This window comes from Bartonella sp. WD16.2 (assembly GCF_002022505.1).
Lineage (GTDB): Bacteria > Pseudomonadota > Alphaproteobacteria > Rhizobiales > Rhizobiaceae > Bartonella.
In genome coordinates, this window is sequence record NZ_CP019781.1 from 1,102,243 (window position 1) to 1,125,541 (window position 23,299).

The following is a 23,299-nucleotide window of genomic DNA, read 5'->3' on the forward strand; positions in this document are numbered from 1 at the left end:
AATGACCGATTTGATAAAAACACAAATAAAATATGTGATTGGCCCGGATGGCAGTCCACTTACAATTACCGACCTGCCACCACCAACAACAAGGCGTTGGGTTATCCGCCGTAAGGCTGAAGTTGTTGCGGCTGTTAGAGGTGGTTTGTTAAGTCTTGATGAGGCGTGTCAACGCTATACTTTGACTGTAGAAGAATTTCTCTCATGGCAAAGTTCTATTGATGAACACGGCTTAGCTGGACTACGGACAACAAGAATCCAACACTACAGGCATTAATTGCCCTGATAGTGATGGATTTTTGGCCTTTATATTTTTAAAACAGCCAGATTTTTTAAAATCTGGCTGTTTTCTATTATAGTCCACAAATTAAAAATTTATACCAAATCCACATTTTGTGTTATTCTGCCATGAGTACGAAACTGAATAAAAACACGGCCATCATTCACCCACTGCCTTTTTATTTTCTCGCATTTCAAGAATTTGTATACGTCGCAATTCTGTTTCAATTTCATGTAAAATAATTTCAGCATTTGCTTTCTGAAGCTGTAAATTACGAATTGAATCCGTTAAATTATCGTGCCGCTTCCGTGCCGCACAAGCAACAGTTGAATAAGCAAAATGATGAATATCATTATTTCCAGATTTACGTTCTTCACTGGCAATTTGTGCCTCTAACTCTAGCGTCATTTGTTCAAATTCTTTGATCATTATTTCAAGCTGTGCAATTTCACGACGCTTCTCACGTACTTGAAACATTTTTAATCTTACCATACTTTGCTGTGATTTCATACTCATTACTCCTTGATTGCGCTAATAAAAACGCACATTTCCCCTCTAAAACAGACTTCTAACACCATCCTTTCAAAAAAAAGTAAACTATTCTTTTTAAATCGAAAAATAGCTCTTTTTTGCCTTTTTTAAAACACTTAACAAATACAATATGTTTAAAAAGTATCAATTACTTATTCTTTATTTCATTGCTACTATAGAATCAAAGAAACTTAGAACACAATAAATAAACATCATAATCTTGAACAAAAAAATAATTTTATAATCTATTAGAAGATTTTTTTAAGTAACAAATTAATAAAATAGTAACTAATTTTTCCACTTAATTTAAGAAAAATAAAATTCTTCTTAAAAATAATTTTATTAAACCTCTTTCAAAAATGAAAACATTTTGTTAACCACTATCTCAGATAGTGGGGAAGAAACAGTGGTGATTGTTACGCGTACCATTGCATACAAACACTTTTAATAATTAAGTGTTTGATTTTATGTTTTTTTATCAACGGTGGTTCTACCAATCGTATAAATAAAGAGCTCCACTTGATTCGGAAGGAGCAAAGCGAGGAATTTTAAAATGCGCGTATTATTAATTGAAGACGATAAAACAACCTCTCAAAGCATCGAATTGATGCTAAAATCGGGAAATTTTAATGTTTATATTACTGATTTAGGTGAAGAAGGTATCGATTTAGGCAAGCTTTATGATTATGATATCATTTTGCTTGATTTAAATTTACCTGATATGTCGGGGTATGATGTTTTGCGAACTCTACGATTAGCAAAAATAAAAACCCCAGTTCTTATTCTTTCAGGCATGAGTAGCATTGAAGATAAGGTACGTGGTTTTGGTTTTGGGGCCGATGATTATATGACTAAGCCCTTTCATAAAGATGAACTAATTGCGCGTATTCACGCTGTTGTGCGTCGTTCTAAAGGTCATGCACAATCAGTTATTGTTACAGGTGATCTTACTGTCAATCTTGACAATAAAACAGTTGAGATTGCGGGTCGTCCTGTTCATTTGACTGGTAAAGAATATCAGATGCTAGAACTTCTCTCCCTACGCAAAGGAACCACACTTACCAAAGAAATGTTTCTCAATCATCTTTACGGTGGGATGGATGAACCAGAGCTTAAAATTATCGATGTATTCATTTGCAAATTACGTAAAAAATTGGATGCTGTATCCTCGGGAATTAACTATATTGATACAGTTTGGGGACGTGGCTATGTATTACGTGATCCGTCTGAAGAAAATATACGCAAAACTGCTTAAATAAATAAAATATGTAAGTATGATTTTGGAATTTAAGTGTAAGGTTTTTTATTTCTTAATAAAGGTTTTATACAAAGATTTTCTTCATATAAAAGACTTGTGGGTTAAGAGAGATCAAAATCACTATTAACTCACAGGATTTAGGGTGTTTTTAGTATAATATAAACAATTTTACTTAAAGCTTTTTTATGCTTTCTAAAATAACGTGACTATCAGTTTCATGTATGTTTATTGTCATAGTCGTTATCTCAGCCAGCAATACTGTATAGTAAAATTGAATTGCATGAGCATCAATTGTTTCTTCCGGTGCTTTTTTATTGTACAATTCAATAAAATGAGAAGGAATACGTAAAACTTGACCGCAAATTTTGAATTGGAAAGAGCGTGTATTTATATCTTGTGCAATGGTTACGACTATTTCACCACCACGGGAAGTGATTGTATTTGCAACTAATAATAAATTCAATAAAAGCTTAATTTCATTTTTTGGTAAAAGCAAAGTAGGAGCTTGCCATTTCAAAATTGTCTTTTCCTCTTCCATATATTGTTGAGCAACCTGTTCAGCAAAACGAGTATCTATTTGACTGTCTACTGATCCTGCAGCACCAAAAGCTAATCGGAAAAACTGTAAGTATGCAGAAGCTTTTGAGACAGACGAACGCACCAATTGTAAAGCATCTTCCTCAACTCCCCCTTCATCATAAAGTTCCATCGCATTTTGAATGGCACCAATAGGTGAAATTAAATCATGGCAAATACGACTACAAAGCAGCGCAGTAAGATCGGCAAACTTCAAAGAAACAGCTGACATCATAATTTTATTGATAACTCCCAAACTTAAAAATTAAGGTTCATTTTACGCTAAAATTTTTAACATTCAGTACATAGATGAAAAATTTAATAACTACTTAAAAAAAATTTTGTGAGACAAATTTAAGGATTTAAACAGTTTTATGCCTTATTTTCTATTTAAATTGGATAAAAACTTTAATATTATTTCATATGACAACTAAAAAGAAAATCCCATGACTCTCTCTTTTTTACCACGCTGGAATATAAATATTGCACTTTTGATAGCTCTTTTATTTGTAACAGGAGCTTCTGCAAATGCTCAACTTCAACCAATGAACAAAAATAAATACTATTCAATGCAAGAAATTATTGCTTCCGGCCATAATTTTTTTGGGCAAACTACAAATAATCTAGCAACTGCAATTGAAAATATCTTCTCGCGATACGGTCTTCCAAATGCTTATATTTTAGGAGAAGAGGCTTCTGGTGCTTTTTTTGCTGGATTAACTTATGGTGAAGGACAGGTTTTTACCAAAAATTATGGTCAGCATAAAGTCTTTTGGCAAGGACCTTCTGTAGGGTGGGACTTTGGCGGTCAAGGCTCTCGTTTAATGATTCTAATTTATGATCTCAATGATATAAATAATTTATGGGGACGCTATGGTGGTATTTCAGGTTCAGCCTATTTAATTGCAGGAGTCGGGTTTCATGCTCTTAAACGTGACAATACTTTATTAATTCCGGTACGGACAGGGCTTGGTGCACGTCTCGGCATTAATATGGGATATTTAAAATTAACACCCATGCCAACGTGGAATCCATTTTAAACAATTGTTATTGAAAAAACTATGCCAATTTAATTAATTCTTTTTTATTCTTGATATTTTTATTTCTCGGTTAGGAGGAAGTGTCATTTTTTTATTTGGCAAAATACTTTTTTTCGTACATCAATTTGTGTCTATAATAGTTCTGTTATCACTCAATGCAGTATAAGAAAGCTGTGATTTTTTTATGCTCAATATGTCATAAAACTGATACATAATGACAAAAATGCGATTTTTAAAAGACAAAATTTAATTCAATCAAGTAAAATACAGATTGTCTCTTCCCATATAATAGGCTCTATATCCCTTTTCCTTAAACAGGAGCTAACACAATAAAAACAAGCAACATATTTTTGCGATAAATTTTTCATAATGGAAACTAACGCTATGCGTGAAAAAATAGAAGATTTTCAACAACGCTTATTAAAAATTCAAATCAATGACCTTAACAATGATTCTAACAATCAACTCCTCAATGAATTGCGCAAAGAAACTAAAGAATTAGCAGCTACATTAGCTGCCCAAATAGCCTTAAAAGAAAGTGAAGATTCACCCATCAATACATTGATTAAAAACTCTAAAAATAAAAACGATCTTGCATCCTGCATTCGTAAAAAAACAATCCGTACTATATAAATATTTCTTACATAAACTGTCTTTAAAAACAATATTAGCTTAACGTTTACATTAAAAAGTTGCTGATGCAGTTAAATGGTGGTCGCAATTTTCCTCTTATGTTAACCAAATTACACACCCTTTAACGATAAAACCTCCAACATAAACACTGCTTAAACTACAGCTTTAAAAAACTTTATAAGTGATCCAAATTACTACAAATCTTTGGTATATCTCTTGTTGCAATTACTAATAGCACATTAAAATGTAGAAAGATTCCTTATATACCCTAACCATAATCAATGTACGTCGTATTTTATTTGTTTCACGATCATTTTTAGAAAACGCAATTATTATCTCGTTAAAACACTTACAGTAATCTTATATCAGCTACTGACAATCACTAATATAACTTAAATTCTAATCTCTATATTGGGATAAGAACCTTTATGATAGTCATAGTGACAATTAGATCATAAACCATAATATTCATTTTGAATAATTTTGAAATTTTGTCCCTTTTTGCTTTCTATGTTGATCTATAAAGCACTACTTATCCAATTGATAATTATCTTATTTTTTAAAAGCCATTATTGACATTTTTTATGATGGGAAAAACACAAACATACTTTTCTCTATGAAAGCCCCTGTTGATGGAGACATCTTCGTATAATTTTAAATTTTATTTTTAAAAATCATAGCGTAAAAAATTCTCTTCAAAAAACGATGCATTTAAAAAAATAAAACGAATGTAATAATTTAGTCTTTTAAGAATGCAAATATTCTTTTAAGAATGATAAAAATTTCTTATGTGTTGAATAATTACATCTTGATCATTTTGCGATAAATAAGGATGCATAGGTAAACTTAAAACACAATCTGCTAAAGATTCAGAAACAGAAAGAGAACCTTTCACGTAGGGAAAATGTTTATAAGCTGGTTGTAAATGCAATGGAGTATTATAATAAACCATTGTAGGGATGCCGTTTTTTTGTAAATACATCCTCAATTGATCGCGATTTTTCACTTTAATAGTATATTGCGCATAAGCACAACGAATATCCCTTCCCACTTCTGGAACTGTTACAATATCTTTTAAACTACTAGAATAACGCTGGGCAATTGCCATACGTTTTTCCATCTCGTCTTCAATGATTGCAAGTTTTTCTAATAAAATTGCAGCCTGAATTGTATCCAATCGTGAATTTAAACCAATACGAACATTATCATATTGCGTTTTACCTTTACCATGAAACAAAATCGAACGTAAAAGCGCTGCCAGATCACCATCATTGGTCATCATAGCGCCTCCATCACCATAACATCCTAATGGTTTTGCTGGATAAAAGCTTGTTGCTGCAACATCACCAAAAGCCCCGCACATAACATTACCTATTTTACCACCTATCGCTTGAGCAGTATCTTCAATAACAAAAAGATTTTCTCTCGCAGCTATTGCAGAAATTTTTGTATAATCAGCAGGTAACCCAAACAAATCGACCGAAATAATTGCTTTTGGCTTGAGCTTTCCCTCTTTCTTTATCATTTCGATTGCTTTACCAAGTTTATCAACGTCAATATTGAACGTGTCCGGCAAAACATCCACAAAAACAGGTTTTGCTCCTACCAAAGCAACAACCTCAGCTGTTGCAGAAAATGTAAAGCTTGGGCAAAAAACAGCATCACCTGGACCAATATTTTTAGCCATAAGGGGCATCATCAATGCATCAGTTCCATTGGCACATGCAACCACATGTTTAACGCCAAGATAATCCGCCAATTGTCCTTCAAATTCCGTTACTTGCGGCCCTAAAACATACTGACCACTGGCTACAACATGCGCAATTGCGGCATTAATTTTCTCTTCAATGCGTGCGCGCTGCGCCCCAAGGTCGATAAATTGCATATTAACTCCATTGATAATTACAAAAATATGAAAGTACTATTTATTTTTTCATCTCTGATGATCGATATTAGCAGCAATTAAAGTTCGTAAAACAGCAAGAGCATCATCACCATTTGTACGAGGTACCTGACGTGTTTCAATACAATGAAGAAAATGCTGCAACTCATAAGTAAGCGGTAAACCTTCACAAATATCAATATAATTTAATTCATCAGAATGAAAAGCCCACTCTTTATTCTCTTGCCAAACAGAAAAGCGGCAAAATGCTAATTTACGGTCCCACGATTCCATATCATCAAATACAAGCATAGCTTTTGTACCAACGACTGTTAAACGCCTTTCACGATAAGGACTAAGGCGTGAAGTAAAAAGATGGCTGCATATACCATTTGGAAACGCCATATGAATATGTGCAAAATCAGAGAGTTGGTCAATTACTGCAGCACCCTCTCCGCGAACTTCAGAAGGTTCACACCCCGTCAAAGCTAAAATCATTGAAAGATCATGAGGAGCAAGATCCCATAGGGCACCACTTTGCATATGAAATTTTCCAAAACCCAATCGATGAGAATAAATATAACGCACATCTCCCAATTCTTTATTCACCACTAATTCACATGTTTTTTCAAAAGCAGGATGAAAACGTAAAACATGGCCTACCATAAAAATCCGTCCATATTCATTAGCCACATGAACTTGGTGCTCAGCATCAGCCATATTTAAAGCAATTGGTTTTTCAACCAAAATATCTTTACCATTTTTTAGAGCACGTAGTGCATTGTCTGTATGAAATTGTGGAGGGAGTGCTAATACAATCGCATCAATATCCCCATGAGTGAAAAGATCATCAGCCGCTATAGCTTCAACGTTATGCGCGTTTGCAAAACTCATAGCTCGATTAGAATCAATATCAGAAACTGCTGCTAAAGCTCCAAGACTTTGGAGTGTTCGTATATGATTTCTACCCCAATAACCGCATCCTAAAACCGCTACACGTGGTGTCATTTTTACACCTTATTTGCCTAACTCTATGAAAATTATATTTCCATTCATTCCATATCGGGGATGAAATAGAATGACAAGAGAAAAGCTTAAAAACGATGCTTGACATCTCACTATTCTACCTCTTATATCCGCCAAAGATAAAATTATTTCTTAATATCTTTCTGTTTTGGCGGAGTAGCTCAGTAGGTTAGAGCAGAGGAATCATAATCCTTGTGTCGGGGGTTCGAATCCCTCCTCCGCTACTAGCGCTCTTTTATAGCATTTTTAAAAAGAATTCTGCACTATTGGTTTTTGACAGATTCTATTAGGATAATTATAAACAACTTTTTAAAAGAAGAATAATAGTAAACTTATAAATCAACAAGCAGTTATCTTGCTAAAATTTTAGGTATTAAACCCATTTTTATAAAATGTTTTTATAATAAAAGTAAAAAAATTGAAAGATAAAGAAAACTTTTTATTTTAGCACAAGAGCTTCAAAATAAAGAAAATCCCTCCCACTTTCTTGTAAAGCTAATTATACCTCCTCTTCTTTGTAAGAAATTGGTTGAATACTCGCTTTAAGAAACATTTTTGTATAATCATGCTGCGCACGCAAATGACGTAAATTATTATTACTTAACTCTTCTAAAATAACTCCTTGATGCATAATTCCAATACGCTCACATATATGTGCAACAACAGGAAGATCATGAGATACCATTAAATAGGTTAATTGTTTTTCTTCTCGTAATGATTTTAATAAATTCAAAATTTCAGCCTGCACAGATACATCTAGTGCAGAGGTTGGCTCATCTAACAACAAAACCTCTGGCTCAATAATCAAAGCACGTGCAAGAGCAATACGCTGACGCTGCCCTCCTGATAACTCATGTGGATAACGATAAAGAAATGAAGCGTCTAAGCCGACAGAATCCAAAACATTGTGTACCCTTTCCTTTTGATTATCCATACCATGGATCGTAAGAGATTCTGAAAGAACCGTATGCACCATCTTTCTTGGATGAAGCGAAGCATAAGGATCTTGAAAAACCATTTGAATACGGCGTAAAAAAGTTTTATTTTTTTTCTTTAATACTTCCTTTCCATCAAAAATAAAATGCCCCCTATAATCGGAAATAAGCCCAATTAGTGCATTCAAAATGGTTGATTTTCCGCATCCTGATTCACCAATCAAACCATAAGATTCACCACGCTTAATATGAAAATTGACTTCTTTAACAACTTCTATTGCCCTATGTCCACGTCCAAAGGTTACAGATAAATCAAAAACCTCAATAATATTTTTACAATTGGTCATGGTAAGTTCTTTCAACGCCATTAACAATTGTTGGACCATGTAGCCAATCAGGGTTCCGCTCAGGAACAGACAAAATATCAACCGGCTTATCAAGCCGTGGTAAACTTTGTAAAAGAGCCTTAGTATAAGGATGACATGCACGAGATAAATCACATGCAGACAATTCTTCCAATATACGGCCAGCATACATTACTAAAACACGATCACAAAAATCAGCAATCAAATTTAAATCATGACTAATGAAAACAAGCCCCGCTCCAGACTTTGTTACAAGCTCATCCAATATTGCTAAAACCTGACATCTCACAGTGACATCAAGTGCAGATGTTGGTTCATCTGCAATAATCAAATCAGGTTTAGGAATAAGCATCATAGCAATCATAACACGCTGTCCCATTCCACCTGATATTTCATGAGGAAATAACCTCATAATACGTTCAGGATCGCGAATATGAACAGATTCCAATATAGAAACCGTTTTTTCCCACGCCTCCATTTTTGAAACACGATAATGAATACGGTAAGCCTCCATAATCTGCTTCCCAATTCGCATCAATGGATTAAGTGAATATTTGGGATCTTGTAAAATCATTGAAATACGCTTTCCCCGAATAGAGCGCATCTGATGCTCACTGGCAGCCAACAAATTTATGTTATTGAAGCACATTTTTTGAGCTTTGATAATTGCTGATCTTGGGTTTAATTTTAAAATTGCACGCCCAATCGTTGACTTTCCTGATCCAGATTCTCCAACAATTCCAATTTTCTCTTTTCCTACAGAAAAACTAACGCCACGTACAACCTCTAAAATACCACGCGTTGTAGGAAATGAAATATGTAAGTCTTTTATCTCTAATAATTTTTTATCCATTGCGTGGATCCAATATATCACGAAGTCCATCACCTAAAAGATTGAAGGCAAGACTTGTAAGTAATATTGCACAACCTGGTACTGCCGCCAACCACCAACTTGTCATCATAAATTCACGACCAGTCGAAAGCATAACGCCCCATTCAGGAGTTGGCGGTTGAGCACCCAATCCCAAAAAACCAAGACCAGCAGCTGTTAAAATAATCGCAGACATATTTAATGTTAACCGTACAATCACTGAAGGAATACACATTGGTGCTATATGAAATAAAATAATTCGCCACATTGATGCACCTTGCAGGAAAATTGCTGCAACATAATCAGACGAACGTATAGTCAAAGTTTCTGCACGCGCTAAACGTGCTATCGGTGGCCATGCTGCCATTGAAATCGCAATTGCTGCATTTTCAATACCTGGCCCTAAAGCTGCTGAAAAAGCAAGTGCTAAAATCAAACTTGGGAAAGCAAGAAAAATATCTACAACACGCATTAAAACCGTATCAACCCATCCCCCCATATAACCAGATATAGTGCCTACAATCAGTCCTATCGGACCTACAATAATTGTCGTTAAAAAAACAATATAAAGGGTAATACGCGTACCAAAAATTAATCGACTAAAAATATCACGGCCCAATTCATCAGTTCCAAAATAATGCAGCATAGACGGTGGCTGTAATCGGTGAACAAGATCATTGCTAGCAATATCATAGGAAGCAATCCAAGATGCAAAAATCGCACACAAAAGAATAACAAGGATAATAGCCAATCCCAATACAGCTGAAAAATTACGAAAAAAATGGTCAATGAGTAATAAAATCTTTGTATATTTGCTTGGATTGTTGACTGCGGAACAGATCCATTTAACCAACGACTCAAAGAAAATGACGATCGCGGATTATGATGATTAATTATTGTCATATTCAACGTGTCCTTGGATCAAAAAGCTGATAAAGTAAATCAGAAAATAAATTAATAGTGACAGAAAAACATCCTATAAGTAGGGTACAACCTACAACTGCGTTCATATCTCCTGCAAAAAGCGCATTGGTCAAATAACGCCCGAAACCAGGCCAAGCAAAAACTGTTTCTGTCAACACAGCACCTTCCAATAAAAACGCATAAGAAAGGCCAACCACAGTAATAACCTGAACAGCAGAATTACGAAAAGCATGCCCCCAAACTGTTCGAGCCCATGATAATCCTTTAACACGTGCTGTAAGAATATATTCTTGATTAAGCTGTTCAATCATAAACCCACGAGTCATACGGCTAATATAAGCCATAGCACCAAAAGATAGAATTAAGGCAGGCATAATGATGTGACTAAAAACATTGCCAAAAACTTCCCATTGCCCCTGCATAGCAGTATCCCAAAGAAATAAACCTGTTTTGGGTTCGAAAGAATATTCATAAAGAAAATCAATACGCCCTGGACCACCAATCCAACCAAGTTTAGCGTAAAATACTAATAACGCCATCAATCCAAGCCAAAAAGCTGGTGTTGAATAACTTATCAAGGTAAAAATACGAACGAAATAATCAACAAATGAATTACGATACATCGCTGCAAAGACCCCTAACGGAATACCCAAACTCGTGCCAATAATAACAGCAACCGTCGCAAGTTCTAACGTTGCAGGAAATACACGTAAAATATCTTCCAAAACAGGACGCCCCGAAGTCAAAGCGTCCCCCAAATCAAACAGAAAAATATTCTGAAGATAACCCCAATACTGTACAATCAACGGCTGATCGAGACCTAATTTATAGAACATTGTATCATAAGCTTCCTGACTAATATTATCACCCAAGATAGCAATAACAGGATCTAAAGGTAAAAGACGACCAATAAAAAAAGTGATTGTCACTAAACCAAATAATGTAATTAATACCGAAATTAACAGCTTAAATGACTTAAAGAAAAAAGGCCATATACGCAGACTTCTCCGCTTTTGTGCTAATGCCACATCAGCTTTTGAATCCGATAAAACCATTATGGTAATTCCCCACACATTTATAAAACCTATGCTTTACGACCTTTTCTAGCCATACAGTAAAATACATCGCACTCGCACATTCACATGACTCTTATTCGTAACGGAATTGTAACTTATTTTTCTGCTTCACTATAGCGAATTTCAAAACTATTCCAAAACCATTTTTTTACCTTAGGCCCCATACCAATGATATAATAGGTCTGAAATAAATAAGCCATAGGACCATGATAAAGAATATAATGCTGCAAATTGCGATACTGTTCAAAGCGTTTATTTTGATCTTTTTCAGATAAAGCATCCATCACCATTTTATTGACTTTTACATCATAATAACCAGCCCGCCAAGCCAAATACATGTTGTGCTTTTGAGTAAATGTTGGATCAGGATTAAAAACATGACGTATTGAAGACAAATGTCCATCGGGAATTGTTGTATGCCACCCCATTATAGCAATGTCATAATTTCCTCCACGAACGCGGCTTAATAATTGAGTCTGTGTCATTTTTTCAATTGTAAGATCAATCCCAATTTTGCGTGCATTTTCTTGGATAGACTGTGCAACAGATGACATATAGGAAAGACTACCAATTAAAAGATTGGCTTTAAATCCATCTGGATAACCTGCTTCACTTATTAACTGCTTTGCTTTTTCTAGATCTAGCTCAAATGGCATTCCTTCTTTTTCATCTAAAGCGCCTGGCATTCCTAATGGCATATAGCTTGCACGAGGAATTGCAATACCTTTTAAAATTGTTTTACCAAGATTGTCATAATCAACAAGATAACGCAACGCCAACCTTACTTTTTCATGAGCCAAAGCTTCTCTCTTATTATTCAGCGATAGATAAACAGATTGTGGCCGCAAAATACGATTAATCTTGATAGATCCCCCTTGTTTTTCAAGATCCAAAACATCTTCTGAAGAAAGATCACGTGCTATATCCACATCACCCTTTTCCAAAAGCAATCTCTGGCTTGTTGATTCAGCCACATGAAGCACTAAAATTTGCTGAATTTTGGGTTTCTCTCCCCAATAATGTTGGGTAGCTTGTAAAACAACCCGCTCCCCGGGGAGCCAACGGACCAATTTATAAGGACCAACACAAGCCGAATGAGTAGCTAAATACTTATTCCCCATATCACCATTAACACTATTTGTTTCAAGTGTCTTCCGATCAAGCAAAGCAGCAGTATAAGTTTGCCCAATTGTAGTCAATATAAGATGGACAGGATAAGGCTTATCAAAGTCTAACTGTAAAGTTGTATCATCAAGAGCTTGAATACTAGTCTCAATATTTTCTTTGGTAAATCCAAAGTCTCCCAAAGATTGAGAAAAGCCCAAATTTAATTTAATGATTCGCTGCATCGACCAAGCAAGATCTTTCGCAGTTGCTACCCTTCCATCATCAAATTTTAAATCATCACGAAGATGGAAAACAATTCTCTTCCCATCATCTAAAACATCCCAAGACCGAGCCATAGCAGGACGAATTTTCATAGAATCATGTTTATCAAACTGCACCAAAGAACTACAAATGTTGCTCAATAATTCACTTGTTACAATTTCAACAGATTGGGCAGGATCAAAATTGCTGATTGAATCAATGTTCCATGCCATTACTAATGTATTTTTAGGCGGCACACTTAGCGCTACTGGCATTAAACTACTTAAAAAAACGATTAATCCTAATAAAGCACCAAAACTCTTAAGCATTACCTTTTAATTCCCTTTCAACCCCCTTTTTTATGGTGTTTTACTCTTTCCAAATAAAGTGATTACGATTTCTTTATTGTTTTTTCCCTTACAAAACATTGTACACACTCACTCTATTTATCCAACTTAAACTCAAAAATGCTCTTAGTCTCTCTCCCCATACTTAAAGTTATAAATTACCCATAATATATGAGCAAGTACACCAAGCAATATTACTTATCACGTGTCGTTAATATTGATTAAATACATATAAATTGAACTTTTATGAATAAGCTACCCCTTATAGTTTAATGTTACAAATCACTAAAAATCACTTTATGCAAGGAGCTATTACTCATTACTAACCTTTAACTTATTCACCCTTCGTATTTTTACTGCCTAAAATACGCTTATTTTTCAATTGAACTATAGAAAACACGTGGTGCACTATTCCAAACCCATTTTTAATAACAGATGAAACAGCTACAGTATTATATTTTTGAAACAGAAAAGCATAAGGCCCTTTTTGCATAAGTTTACGCTGCAAATCAGCATATCGTTGCGCTCGTTTTTCTAAATCCTTTTCAAATAGAGCGTCTTCAACTTGCTGATTCATATTTGCATCAAAATATCCTTGCTGCCAACTAGGATAAGCCGTATTTTTAGCCTCAAAACGATTGTCGGGGTTATAAACAATGCGCAAAGCCATCGTATAAGGATCTGCAGACTCATTAACCCATCCTAAAAAAGCTGTATCAAAAGCACGTGCAGAAACTTTTGAAAACAATTGCGCACCCGCCACACGTTCAATTTTAAGGTGCACACCCACCTTTTCTGCATTATCTTGAATAGACTGAACAATCGGTAAAGTATAAGGAGCCCCTCCCACAACGATATGCGCTTCAAATCCATTTGGATAACCTGCATCAACTAAAAGTTGCTTAGCTTTTTGAAGATCAAGTTTGAAAGGTAGTCCTTCTTTTTCGTCCAAAGCCCCAAAAACACCGATAGGTATAAAACTAGAACGCGGAATACCAATACCTTTCAAAACTGTTTTACCAAGATTGTCATAATCAATAAGATAGCGCATAGCCAAACGCACTTTTTCATTAGCAAAAATAGGGTTTGTCATATTAAAACCCCAATACATCATAGCTGGCTGTAATATTCTTTCAATCCTGACATCTGTTGTTTTTTCAAGATCTTCCAAAGCCTCAGGTGTTAAGTCACGTGCTACATCAATATCGTTTTTTTGCAATAATAAGCGTTGCGTACCAGATTCAGAAACATGACGAATTAGAACTTGTTTAAGTTTAGGTGCTTCCCCCCAATAATTGGAATGAGAACGTAGTAAAATAGCTTCTCCAGGGCGCCAACTGACCAGCTGATAAGGCCCAACACAAGCAGCATGAGTTGCTAAATAGCGGTTTCCCATATCATTATCTTTTTCGTGTTTCATAATCGTTTCACGATCGAGCAACATAGCAACACGATTAGCAGCAATATTACTAAGAATAAGCTCCGCTGGATAAGGCTTATCAAATTTCATTACCACAGTTTTCTCATCCGGCGCGTAAATAGCAGAATCAACTGTTTGCGTTGTAATGCCATATTCATTAAGTGTTGCGGCATTAGCCATATTCAACTGAACAACACGCTTCATACTCCAAACAAGATCACCAGCACTAGCAGGCCGCCCATCAGCAAACTTTAAATTATCACGCAAATGAAAAGTAATCATCATATTATGATCACTTGTAACATCCCAACTCTTTGCCAAATGTGGAATCATTTTGGTTGCATCACTTGGGTCAGTATCAACCAAACTATCACAAATATTATGAATAATTTCACTGCTGTAAGAATCGTTAACTTGAGCAGGATCAAATGCATTAATCGCATCAAGATTCCAAGCCATCACGAGTGTATCAGCAGGTGTTTTTGCTGACACTTGTTGTAACAGCACGCTTATAGCCATAAGAGCAGAAATAAAAGAACAGCTCCCTTTTAATATCTTCTTTTTATATTCATAGACCTTTCCCTTAAACTCTTATTTTATAATTAGCTATTTTAGTTGAATTAGTAAGTTTATATCAGCAAAAACTGAATACATATAATGCGAATACTCTTTTAAATGGTTATTTCCTTCCTCATTCACTGAATTTATTTCTGAATTACATCTGAAAACATACAGTCTACTACTTCAACTCATTGTTTGATAACAGCACAACGGTTGCGATATTGTTATTTTAAAATGGACTATATAAAGTCTGCTCTATAAATTCACATTTAAAAATAAATATCGCGTTTTTTTCTATTCTTTTAAATTCTTCTCAAATAATGATTTTTTCAACATGGTGATTTATATTTGCACCAAAAAAACTTTTCTCACAACTGACATAAGCCATAATTTTAACTTAAACTGGTTATCACGGTTATTAACAATACATGAAATTACTTATATAAAATCTGCAAAGTAACTTCTCCCATATCACGAACCTTTATCAAAAGCACATGCGCAGACTTTTAAAAATAATCATATTATTTCAATACATTTAATTTTAAAAGTGCATGTTTACTTCTGTTGTGTTATCTTGGAATAAATTGAGCAATTGGTAAAATATATAAAGAATATTCCCACATACTATTTACCTTTAAGTATACCCAAATAATTTCCCCCATATTTAACAATTTTCTTTATATTTTTCTAGTAGTAAATGCTGAATTTTGATTTAAAACAGAGAAGATGAAACCTGTTTATTAAGTATTTTCCCCAATTAATAGGCGCACAATACAATTGTTATTTAAAGCGTCAATATATCAATAATTAATCTCTATATAACGCATGTTATCTTTAACGCCTTTCTCCCAGATACGTATTTTAGTCTTTCATGATCGTTTATAACCAAGAAATAAAATAAGGTTAGCTAAAACAAACCTTTGCAGATTTAACGACAAAAACACCCTTCGAGATGATCATTAACTATCCCTACTGCCTGCATAAAAGCATAACACGTAGTGGGACCAACAAATGTCCAACCACGTTTTTTCAAATCTGTAGAAAGACGAATAGAAGCGGCTGTTATAGAATTGTTCTGCCACATCTTAAAATCTATCTTCTCAGGACGCTCAAACGGTGGCGGTTGAAAAGACCAAAAATAGTGGGATAAACTGCCCTGCTCTGCGATAATTTCTTGTGCCCTAAAAGCATTATTAACCACCGATCGGATTTTCCCATGATGGCGAATAATGCCTTTATTTTGCATTAACATTTTGATTTTAGCTTCATCATAATGAATGATCTTTTCAAAATCAAAGTCATCAAAAGCACTGCGAAAATGGGAGATTTTTTTTAAAATTGCTAACCAAGAAAGTCCTGCTTGAAAACCTTCAAGACAGATTTTTTCAAATAAACGCAGATCATCAAAAACGGGTTTTCCCCATTCATGATCATGATAAGCGCAATAAAGCGGATCAGTTCCTGCCCAAAAACAACGAACTTTTCCATCCACCCCCATCAAAAGTCCTTCATTGAGTACAGAATCTATCGTATCAGAAGAGTGTTCCTTGATCATCTTCTTGCTGTTTTATCCGTTTGTTTTTTGAAGCACGATTAAGTGTTGAAACGCTAATTTCACCATCAAAAAAACGTAAATTCATCTGACCTGTTTTAGGTAACTGCACTAATCGTTTAAGTGGCTTATTATTTTGCCCCAATGCCAAAACAAATCCCCGCTCTAAAATATTCTGATAAGAAGTGCTTTTTAAAAGCCTAAATGCCATCTCTGCCTGAGCACGTTGTTTTTCAACATTGCGTAAGAAAGCACGACGAAGATGTATCGTATATCCTTTTACATTGTATCGTGCTTTTTCGCTATTTAGTAAACGCGGAGAAAACCGAACACTAAGAGCACGAAAATAAAAAAGTTTTTTCTCGTAGCTTATACAAAGAGCTCGTTGCAACCGACTTGAAATTTCATCAAAACCACGACGCGGTAAAGCGAGTAATTGGTCGGCAGTAAGTAAACCTCGCGAAATAGCACGCAATTTTTGTTGATGAAAACTAAAATAACGTGTTAATCCCGCACAAAGACGTGCACCAAGTGACGCCAATTGTACTTCAATATCAACTTTAACAGGAACAGCTTTTTCTGCTGCTCCCGTAGGGGTTGGTGCCCGCCAATCAGCGGCATAATCAATTAAAGTCCAGTCTGTTTCGTGCCCAACTGCAGAAATAATAGGAATAGTCGATGCATAAACAGCACGAACAACTGCTTCATCATTAAACTCCCATAAATCTTCTAAACTCCCTCCTCCGCGTGCTACGATAATAAGATCAGGTTTAAATAAAACACCACCTAAAGGTAGAGCATTAAACCCCTCAATAGCAGAAGCTATTTCTCGGCCACTCGTTTCTCCCTGAACTCTTACAGGCCAAACCAAAATATGCAAAGGAAAACGATCTGATATACGATGAATAATATCGTGAATAACAGCACCTGTTGGTGATGTCACAACTCCTATAATTTGAGGCATATAAGGTAGTGGCTTCTTTTTTGCTTCATCAAACAAACCTTCGTCTGCAAGCTTTTTCTTACGATTTTCTAAAAGTGTCATTAAAGCACCAACTCCTGTTGGCTCAAGAGCATCAATGACTATTTGGTATTTTGATGAACCTGGATAAGTAGTAAGTTTGCCTACAGCGATCACTTCCATCCCCTCTTCAGGAGAAAATTTAAGCTTTTCCATTAAGCTTCGCCAAATAACAGCCTCTAATCGAGCTTTATCATCTTTTAAGGCAAAATACGCATGGCCTGAAGCATGAACACCACGATAACCAGATATCTCCCCTCGCACCCGTACATAAGCAAATTTATCCTCAACAATGCGTTTTAAAGCACTTGATATTTCGGAAACACTAAATTCTGCTACATTCGTTGCCACTGGTCGTGAACTAAATAAATCCATCGTATTTTTCAAACTCGCTTAATCTTAAAAACACTTAACCCAACTGTAACATAAATACATCTTTATGAAGATGAATAGTATCTCTATAAAATAGATACCTTGAAATATATTCTATGCACAACATATTAACGTTTCCGCAATAACATTTATTGAGAAATACTCACCATCATCCAAGAGGTGGAAATTATTGGTGAAAATTACCAATAGCGCCTGATGAATTCTAAAAAATTAAACAACATCAAGCAAACAATGAAAAATCCCTATGAAAATATTACAAAAATTGTCAATTACACATGAACGCAATTCAAAAAAATAGTACAAATGTTACACGAGCATTTAAAGGTGTAAATTTGAGAGAAAAACTTACAAAACAAAGAGTAAATAAATAACGATAAAATCCGTTTTCCTCCCCCATTATGGGTATATCATTTGCACTACGTATATAGTTTAGTATATTTGAAGTCATGTAAAAATGAAAAATAGAAAAAATTCACACAATTCTCTTCATTCATTTCTCGGTGATACACCAGGGCGTATTGCTGTAAAACTGCTTATCCTTTCATTCTTCACTGGAATCGCGATCAACATCCTAGGGTGGACACCTATTAATCTTATTTGGGAAATAATAGACTTCCTTCAATCTCTATGGGAAACAGGGTTTATGACTTTTGTAAACCTCTTTCATGTGACCTTGGCTGGTGCAATAATTGTTATGCCTGTTTTCCTTTTTTTACGCATCTTCCGTAGAAAATAAAGGTACTTTAGAGAATCTCTCTTTTAAAAAACAAATTTCTATAAAAGCTCTATTACGAAAAGAAAATCTTAGAGATTTTTTAAAAAAAGCACACATCAAGAGATTTTAACTAAACAACTAAATAATTGAACATTAAAAAAAGATTTCCCTTTTTGAAAAACCTTATAGAATTTTATTAAGAAATGTTCCATAGCTTTTATTGGTAAAGAACTAAAACTGACTTTGTTGAGGTAGATTCAATTGACTATTTTCAGAAAAATTGAGTCCCTCTTGATACACCAAACATTTAGTTCTCTTCACATTCATATGTCATATGAGCAAGATGATGCACAATAGAATCCATTGATTGCGCACGAGGAACACACTGCTCTATAATAGTTTCTTGTGAACTTTTCTTTTCATGAAGAATCTTTTGAATAAGCTTTTCTATCTGTTCCAAACGTTCAAACAACTTTTTTGCGCTTGATCTCGTGCAGAATGCTCAGCTAAAATTGCCCGACCAATTGTATCTAAATAAGATTTAATACTATTATCCACAAAGCTTTGCATAATTAAATGATTGGGCACTTTTTTTATCTGCATTTGTTTGTAAACGTAGCGCAACTTAGTAGCAATATCGGACATAGTTATTTCAGCATGCTTTTTCGTTTTCTGCTTTTGTTCAACAACAAAAGTAGAAAGTTGATTATGTGCAACCGGATTTATAACATAACGTTTCATATTCACAGATGCATCCCTTTTTACCTTTTTCAAGAAATCATATTTATAATAGAGAATATGGCTCATTTTAGTAAATAGAGCTTTAAAACAATCAGAGAGATTGAAAATAATAATATCAAAACAAAGCTAACTAACAAAATTAATGGAAATATTATTAATTTTCACCTTATTCAATATTTAACATAATACCTAACTGACCCGTTCTTACCATTGACCAAAGGCTTATAGCTTTATAGCAATGGTTTTTTAAAAACCAACTGCTGGCATCAATCTTAAATGATTTGGTTTCTTGTGGTTATTATTATAAAATATAGTGACTATATAAATTAAAGAGGATCATTATGAAAATAATTGTCGCTGTCAAACGTGTTGTTGATTATAATATCAAAATACGTGTTAAACCCGATGGCACAGGTGTTGATCTATCCCATGTAAAAATGTCTATGAATCCTTTTGATGAAATCGCTGTAGAAGAAGCTATCCGGCAAAAAGAAGCTGGTAAAATTTCAGAAGTTGTTCTTGTTTCAATTGGGCCAGAAGCAGCACAAGAAACCCTACGGGCAGGACTTGCAATGGGAGCTGATCGTGCCATCCTTGTCAAAACTGAAGAAGTTCTTGAGCCTTTAGCAATTGCAAAAACTCTTAAAATAATTATTCTTGAAGAAAAACCAAATATGGTTTTTTTAGGCAAACAAGCAATTGATGATGAAAACAATCAAACTGGTCAAATGTTAGCAGCTCTACTTGGTTGGGGCAAGCAACATTTGCCTCACATCTAAACATAGAAAACCATCAAGCTATTATTACTCGTGAAGTAGATGGTGGTACACAAACTATTTGTTTACCTCTTCCTGTTGTTATGACAACTGATCTACGATTAAATGAGCCGCGTTATACTTCTCTTCCTAATATTATAAAAGCTAAAAAGAAACCTATTGAACAAAAAGCGCTTTCTGATCTATGCGTAGATACGCGAGCACGTTTAACAGTGCTTAACATTGAAGAACCTCAATCCCGTCAACCAGGAATTAAAGTAGCAAATGTAGTAGAACTTGTTAGTGCGCTTAAAAAAACAAGTTGTATTTAAAATGCAATAATAGATATATCAAAAGTAACAATGCATAAAAAGGCAATAATTTATGGCAATTCTTTTATTGGCCGAACATAATAATCATTCCTTGTCAGAAGAAACTGCAAAAGCACTTACTGCCGCTCATTTAATTGGTGGTGATGTTGATATTTTAGTCTGCGGAACAAAGGTTCAAGCAATTGCAGAAAATAGTGCGCAATTGGCTGGTATCCGGCAAGTACTTATTGCTGAGGCTGATTATCTAGCACATCAACTAGCCGAACCTGTAGCAGCAACGATTGTCGAACTTGCCGATAACTATGATGTAATCATGGCAGCTTCCACAAGTGTTGGCAAAAATGTAATGCCGCGCGTGGCTGCCTTCCTTGACCTTATGCAAATTTCAGACATTATTGCCATTGTTGCACCTGACACCTTTAAACGACCAATTTACGCAGGTAATGCTATTGAAACTGTGCGTGTAAATGACCGCCAAAAGATTATAACAGTACGCACAGCTTCTTTCACTCCAACTCTCCAAGGAAATTCCGCTCCCATTAAAACAATAACACCAGCCCCCAACCCAAACCTTTCTTCTTTTGTAAAAGAAGAAACCAACAAAAGTGACTGCCCTAATCTTACATCAGCACGAGTTATCATAGCAGGTGGGCGTGGATTTGGCTCACAAGAGAAATTTATGGAATTACTTCTACCGCTCGCAAACAAACTAGGAGCTGCGGTGGGTGCTAGCCGTGCGGCAGTTGATGCAGGCTATGCTCCAAATGATTGGCAAATTGGACAAACAGGAAAAATCGTTGCTCCTCAACTCTATATTGCTATAGGCATCTCTGGTGCCATCCAGCATCTAGCAGGAATAATGGATGCACAAACCATTGTGGCTATTAATAAAGACGAAGAAGCCCCCATCATGCATATTGCTGATTACGCCCTCGTAGGTGATCTTCACCACGTCATTCCTGAGTTAGAGAAAGCTTTACTATGAATGTACCTACACATCATCAGCGTGAAAGTATGGAATTTGATGTAGTAATTGTAGGAGCAGGACCTGCAGGCCTTTCTGCTGCAATTCGTTTGAAACAAAACAATCCCAAACTTTCTATTGTAATTCTCGAAAAAAGCACCGAAATCGGTGCTCACATTCTATCAGGTGCAGTGGTTGATCCTATTGGTATAAATACACTTTTACCAGAATGGAAAAATGAACAAAATCATCCTTTCAAAACGCCTGTTACTAGTGATCAATTTTTTCTATTGAAGCCAACGAGCACTAAAGTATTACCTAATATTTTTCTCCCAAAAATCTTATCAAATGATGGTTGTTATATCGTTTCACTGGGGAGTGTTTGCCGCTGGTTAAGTAAAAAAGCTGAAGCGCTTGGTGTTGAAATTTATCCCGGATTTGCCATATCTCAGATTCTTTATAATGATAAAGGAGCTGTTATTGGTGTCCTCACAGGTGATATGGGTATTGAAAAAGAGGGGACACCTGGAAAAAATTATATTCCTGGCATGGCTTTACTGGCAAAATACACCCTCATTGCAGAAGGAGCGCGTGGCTCAATTGCTAAACAACTCATACAAAAATTCGACCTTAGCAAGAACCGTGAACCACAAAAATTTGGTCTTGGTCTTAAAGAACTTTGGGAAGTTGATTCCTCAAAGCATAAACCTGGTTCAGTTCAGCATTTCATCGGCTGGCCATTGGATAATAACACTGGTGGTGGAGGTTTTCTCTATCATCAAGAAGACAATTTGATTTCCGTTGGCCTTGTTGTACACTTGGATTATAAAAATCCTTATCTCTCTCCTTTTGAAGAATTTCAACGTTTCAAAACACACCCCAAGCTGTACGAACTTTTAAAGGGTGCAAAACGTCTTGCTTATGGTGCACGCGTTATCAGCGAAGGTGGTTGGCAATCTGTACCAAAACTCATCTTTCCCGGTGGTGCACTCATTGGATGTTCTGCTGGCTTTGTTAATGTACCTCGTATCAAAGGCTCACATAATGCCATATTATCCGGTATACTAGCAGCTGATAAAATAGCTGACGCCCTTGCTCAAGGTCGTTCCCATGATGAAGTTAAAGAGATCGAAGATCATTGGCGCAAAGGTCCTATCGGAAAAGATCTTTATATAGCACGTAATACTAAACCACTCTGGGCAAAATATGGTACAAAATACGGAATTAAACTTGCTGTATTTGATATATGGTGGCAAAAGATTTTTGGCTTTTCTTTATTTAGAACACTCCCTCATGGAAAACCGGACTATGCATATTTGGAACCAGCAGAAAAATTTCAACCTATAGCTTATTCCAAGCCAGATGGTATTGTGACTTTTGATTGTCTTTCCAGTGTAGCACTTTCCAATACGCACCATACAGAAAATCAACCTTGCCATTTAAAAATAGCCTCATTGGAAAAACATAAGAACTCTGAATATGCAATCTACGGGGGACCTTCTACACGTTATTGCCCCGCTTGTGTCTATGAATGGCTAGACCATAATGATCATAAAATTTATATTATTAATGCCTCAAACTGCATCCATTGTAAAACATGTGATATTAAAGACCCTAACCAAAATATCAATTGGACTTGTCCGCAAGGAAGTGAAGGACCTTTTTACCCAAATATGTAATTAGCGCCTTATTATCTTTTTCGCAAAAAACTAAAACCCCTATATTCTAAAAAA

The 23,299-nt window shown here is 35.3% G+C and carries 17 protein-coding genes, 1 tRNA gene and 4 pseudogenes; 9 read left to right on the forward strand and 13 right to left on the reverse strand.

The genetic code is table 11. The features are described 5' to 3' along the window. Position 1: 1 nt before the first annotated feature. Complete coding sequence (gene sciP, locus BWD162_RS04690; protein WP_078705648.1) at positions 2-277, forward strand: CtrA inhibitor SciP; 276 nt, start codon at positions 2-4, stop codon at positions 275-277. A gap of 162 nt (positions 278-439) precedes the next feature. Here the strand turns inward: sciP and BWD162_RS04695 are convergent, their stop codons facing one another. Beyond that, complete coding sequence (locus tag BWD162_RS04695; protein WP_078705649.1) at positions 440-790, reverse strand: flagellar export protein FliJ; 351 nt, start codon at positions 788-790, stop codon at positions 440-442. A 574-nt stretch (positions 791-1,364) separates the two neighbouring features. Here BWD162_RS04695 and ctrA point away from each other — a divergent pair. Further along, the gene (gene ctrA, locus BWD162_RS04700) at positions 1,365-2,066 is read left to right on the forward strand and encodes a response regulator transcription factor CtrA (protein ID WP_078705650.1); all 702 of its coding nucleotides are present in this window, start codon (positions 1,365-1,367) and stop codon (positions 2,064-2,066) included. Between the two features lie 175 nt (positions 2,067-2,241). On the opposite strand, the gene chpT is transcribed toward ctrA, so the two are convergent. Next, positions 2,242-2,880 (reverse strand): histidine phosphotransferase ChpT, encoded by a 639-nt coding sequence (gene chpT, locus BWD162_RS04705; protein WP_078706144.1) that lies wholly within the window; start codon positions 2,878-2,880, stop codon positions 2,242-2,244. A gap of 211 nt (positions 2,881-3,091) precedes the next feature. Between chpT and BWD162_RS04710 the strand changes: the two genes are divergently transcribed. Both BWD162_RS04710 and BWD162_RS04715 read left to right on the forward strand, forming a co-directional pair. Next, positions 3,092-3,685 (forward strand): DUF1134 domain-containing protein, encoded by a 594-nt coding sequence (locus BWD162_RS04710; protein ID WP_078705651.1) that lies wholly within the window; start codon positions 3,092-3,094, stop codon positions 3,683-3,685. Positions 3,686-4,048: 363 nt separating this feature from the next. Then, positions 4,049-4,318: pseudogene (locus BWD162_RS04715) on the forward strand (hypothetical protein); the annotation flags it as partial. Positions 4,319-5,084: 766 nt separating this feature from the next. Here the strand turns inward: BWD162_RS04715 and BWD162_RS04720 are convergent. Both BWD162_RS04720 and BWD162_RS04725 read right to left on the reverse strand, forming a co-directional pair. Beyond that, positions 5,085-6,203, reverse strand: coding sequence for a DegT/DnrJ/EryC1/StrS family aminotransferase (locus BWD162_RS04720; protein WP_078705653.1), 1,119 nt, complete (start codon positions 6,201-6,203; stop codon positions 5,085-5,087). Between the two features lie 48 nt (positions 6,204-6,251). Continuing rightward, positions 6,252-7,208 (reverse strand): Gfo/Idh/MocA family protein, encoded by a 957-nt coding sequence (locus BWD162_RS04725; RefSeq protein WP_078705654.1) that lies wholly within the window; start codon positions 7,206-7,208, stop codon positions 6,252-6,254. A 168-nt stretch (positions 7,209-7,376) separates the two neighbouring features. On the opposite strand from BWD162_RS04725, the gene BWD162_RS04730 reads away from it, so the two are divergent. Then, positions 7,377-7,450 (forward strand) — tRNA-Met (locus BWD162_RS04730). Positions 7,451-7,725: 275 nt separating this feature from the next. Here BWD162_RS04730 and BWD162_RS04735 read toward each other — a convergent pair. From BWD162_RS04735 to xseA, 8 genes and pseudogenes are all read right to left on the reverse strand, one after another. Further along, complete coding sequence (locus tag BWD162_RS04735; RefSeq protein WP_078705655.1) at positions 7,726-8,508, reverse strand: ABC transporter ATP-binding protein; 783 nt, start codon at positions 8,506-8,508, stop codon at positions 7,726-7,728. Beyond that, positions 8,495-9,379, reverse strand: a complete 885-nt coding sequence (locus BWD162_RS04740; RefSeq protein WP_078705656.1) for an ABC transporter ATP-binding protein — start codon at positions 9,377-9,379, stop codon at positions 8,495-8,497. The genes BWD162_RS04735 and BWD162_RS04740 overlap by 14 nt, the downstream gene beginning before the upstream one ends. Further along, positions 9,372-10,300, reverse strand: a pseudogene (locus tag BWD162_RS04745) (ABC transporter permease). Before BWD162_RS04745 ends, BWD162_RS04740 begins: the two are co-directional and overlap by 8 nt. Before the next feature lie 2 nt (positions 10,301-10,302). Further along, positions 10,303-11,376, reverse strand: coding sequence for an ABC transporter permease (locus BWD162_RS04750; RefSeq protein WP_078705657.1), 1,074 nt, complete (start codon positions 11,374-11,376; stop codon positions 10,303-10,305). A 116-nt stretch (positions 11,377-11,492) separates the two neighbouring features. Then, positions 11,493-13,094: an ABC transporter substrate-binding protein gene (locus BWD162_RS04755; protein ID WP_078705658.1), complete on the reverse strand. Its 1,602-nt coding sequence runs from the start codon at positions 13,092-13,094 to the stop codon at positions 11,493-11,495. A gap of 389 nt (positions 13,095-13,483) precedes the next feature. Beyond that, positions 13,484-15,051 (reverse strand): annotated as a pseudogene (locus tag BWD162_RS04760) (ABC transporter substrate-binding protein). 970 nt (positions 15,052-16,021) lie between these two features. Then, positions 16,022-16,648: a DNA-3-methyladenine glycosylase I gene (locus BWD162_RS04765; RefSeq protein ID WP_078705659.1), complete on the reverse strand. Its 627-nt coding sequence runs from the start codon at positions 16,646-16,648 to the stop codon at positions 16,022-16,024. Beyond that, a complete protein-coding gene (xseA, locus tag BWD162_RS04770) occupies positions 16,626-18,041 on the reverse strand; it encodes an exodeoxyribonuclease VII large subunit (RefSeq protein ID WP_078705660.1) in 1,416 nt (471 codons plus the stop codon). The genes BWD162_RS04765 and xseA overlap by 23 nt, the downstream gene beginning before the upstream one ends. 472 nt (positions 18,042-18,513) lie before the next feature. On the opposite strand from xseA, the gene BWD162_RS07920 reads away from it, so the two are divergent. Next, entirely contained in the window at positions 18,514-18,795 is a 282-nt protein-coding gene (locus tag BWD162_RS07920) for a DUF6460 domain-containing protein (RefSeq protein WP_078705661.1), read from the forward strand. A 426-nt stretch (positions 18,796-19,221) separates the two neighbouring features. Here the strand turns inward: BWD162_RS07920 and BWD162_RS04780 are convergent, their stop codons facing one another. Further along, a complete protein-coding gene (locus BWD162_RS04780) occupies positions 19,222-19,521 on the reverse strand; it encodes a hypothetical protein (RefSeq protein ID WP_078705662.1) in 300 nt (99 codons plus the stop codon). Positions 19,522-19,856: 335 nt separating this feature from the next. Between BWD162_RS04780 and BWD162_RS04785 the strand changes: the two are divergent. The 3 genes and pseudogenes from BWD162_RS04785 to BWD162_RS04795 all read left to right on the forward strand — a co-directional run bounded on the left by BWD162_RS04785 (position 19,857) and on the right by BWD162_RS04795 (position 23,245). Then, positions 19,857-20,602, forward strand: a pseudogene (locus BWD162_RS04785) (electron transfer flavoprotein subunit beta/FixA family protein). Between the two features lie 52 nt (positions 20,603-20,654). After that, on the forward strand, positions 20,655-21,587 hold the full coding sequence (locus tag BWD162_RS04790; protein WP_078705663.1) for an electron transfer flavoprotein subunit alpha/FixB family protein: 933 nt from the start codon (positions 20,655-20,657) through the stop codon (positions 21,585-21,587). Then, positions 21,584-23,245 (forward strand): electron transfer flavoprotein-ubiquinone oxidoreductase, encoded by a 1,662-nt coding sequence (locus BWD162_RS04795; protein ID WP_078705664.1) that lies wholly within the window; start codon positions 21,584-21,586, stop codon positions 23,243-23,245. The genes BWD162_RS04790 and BWD162_RS04795 overlap by 4 nt, the downstream gene beginning before the upstream one ends. The last annotated feature ends 54 nt before the right edge of the window (positions 23,246-23,299 follow it).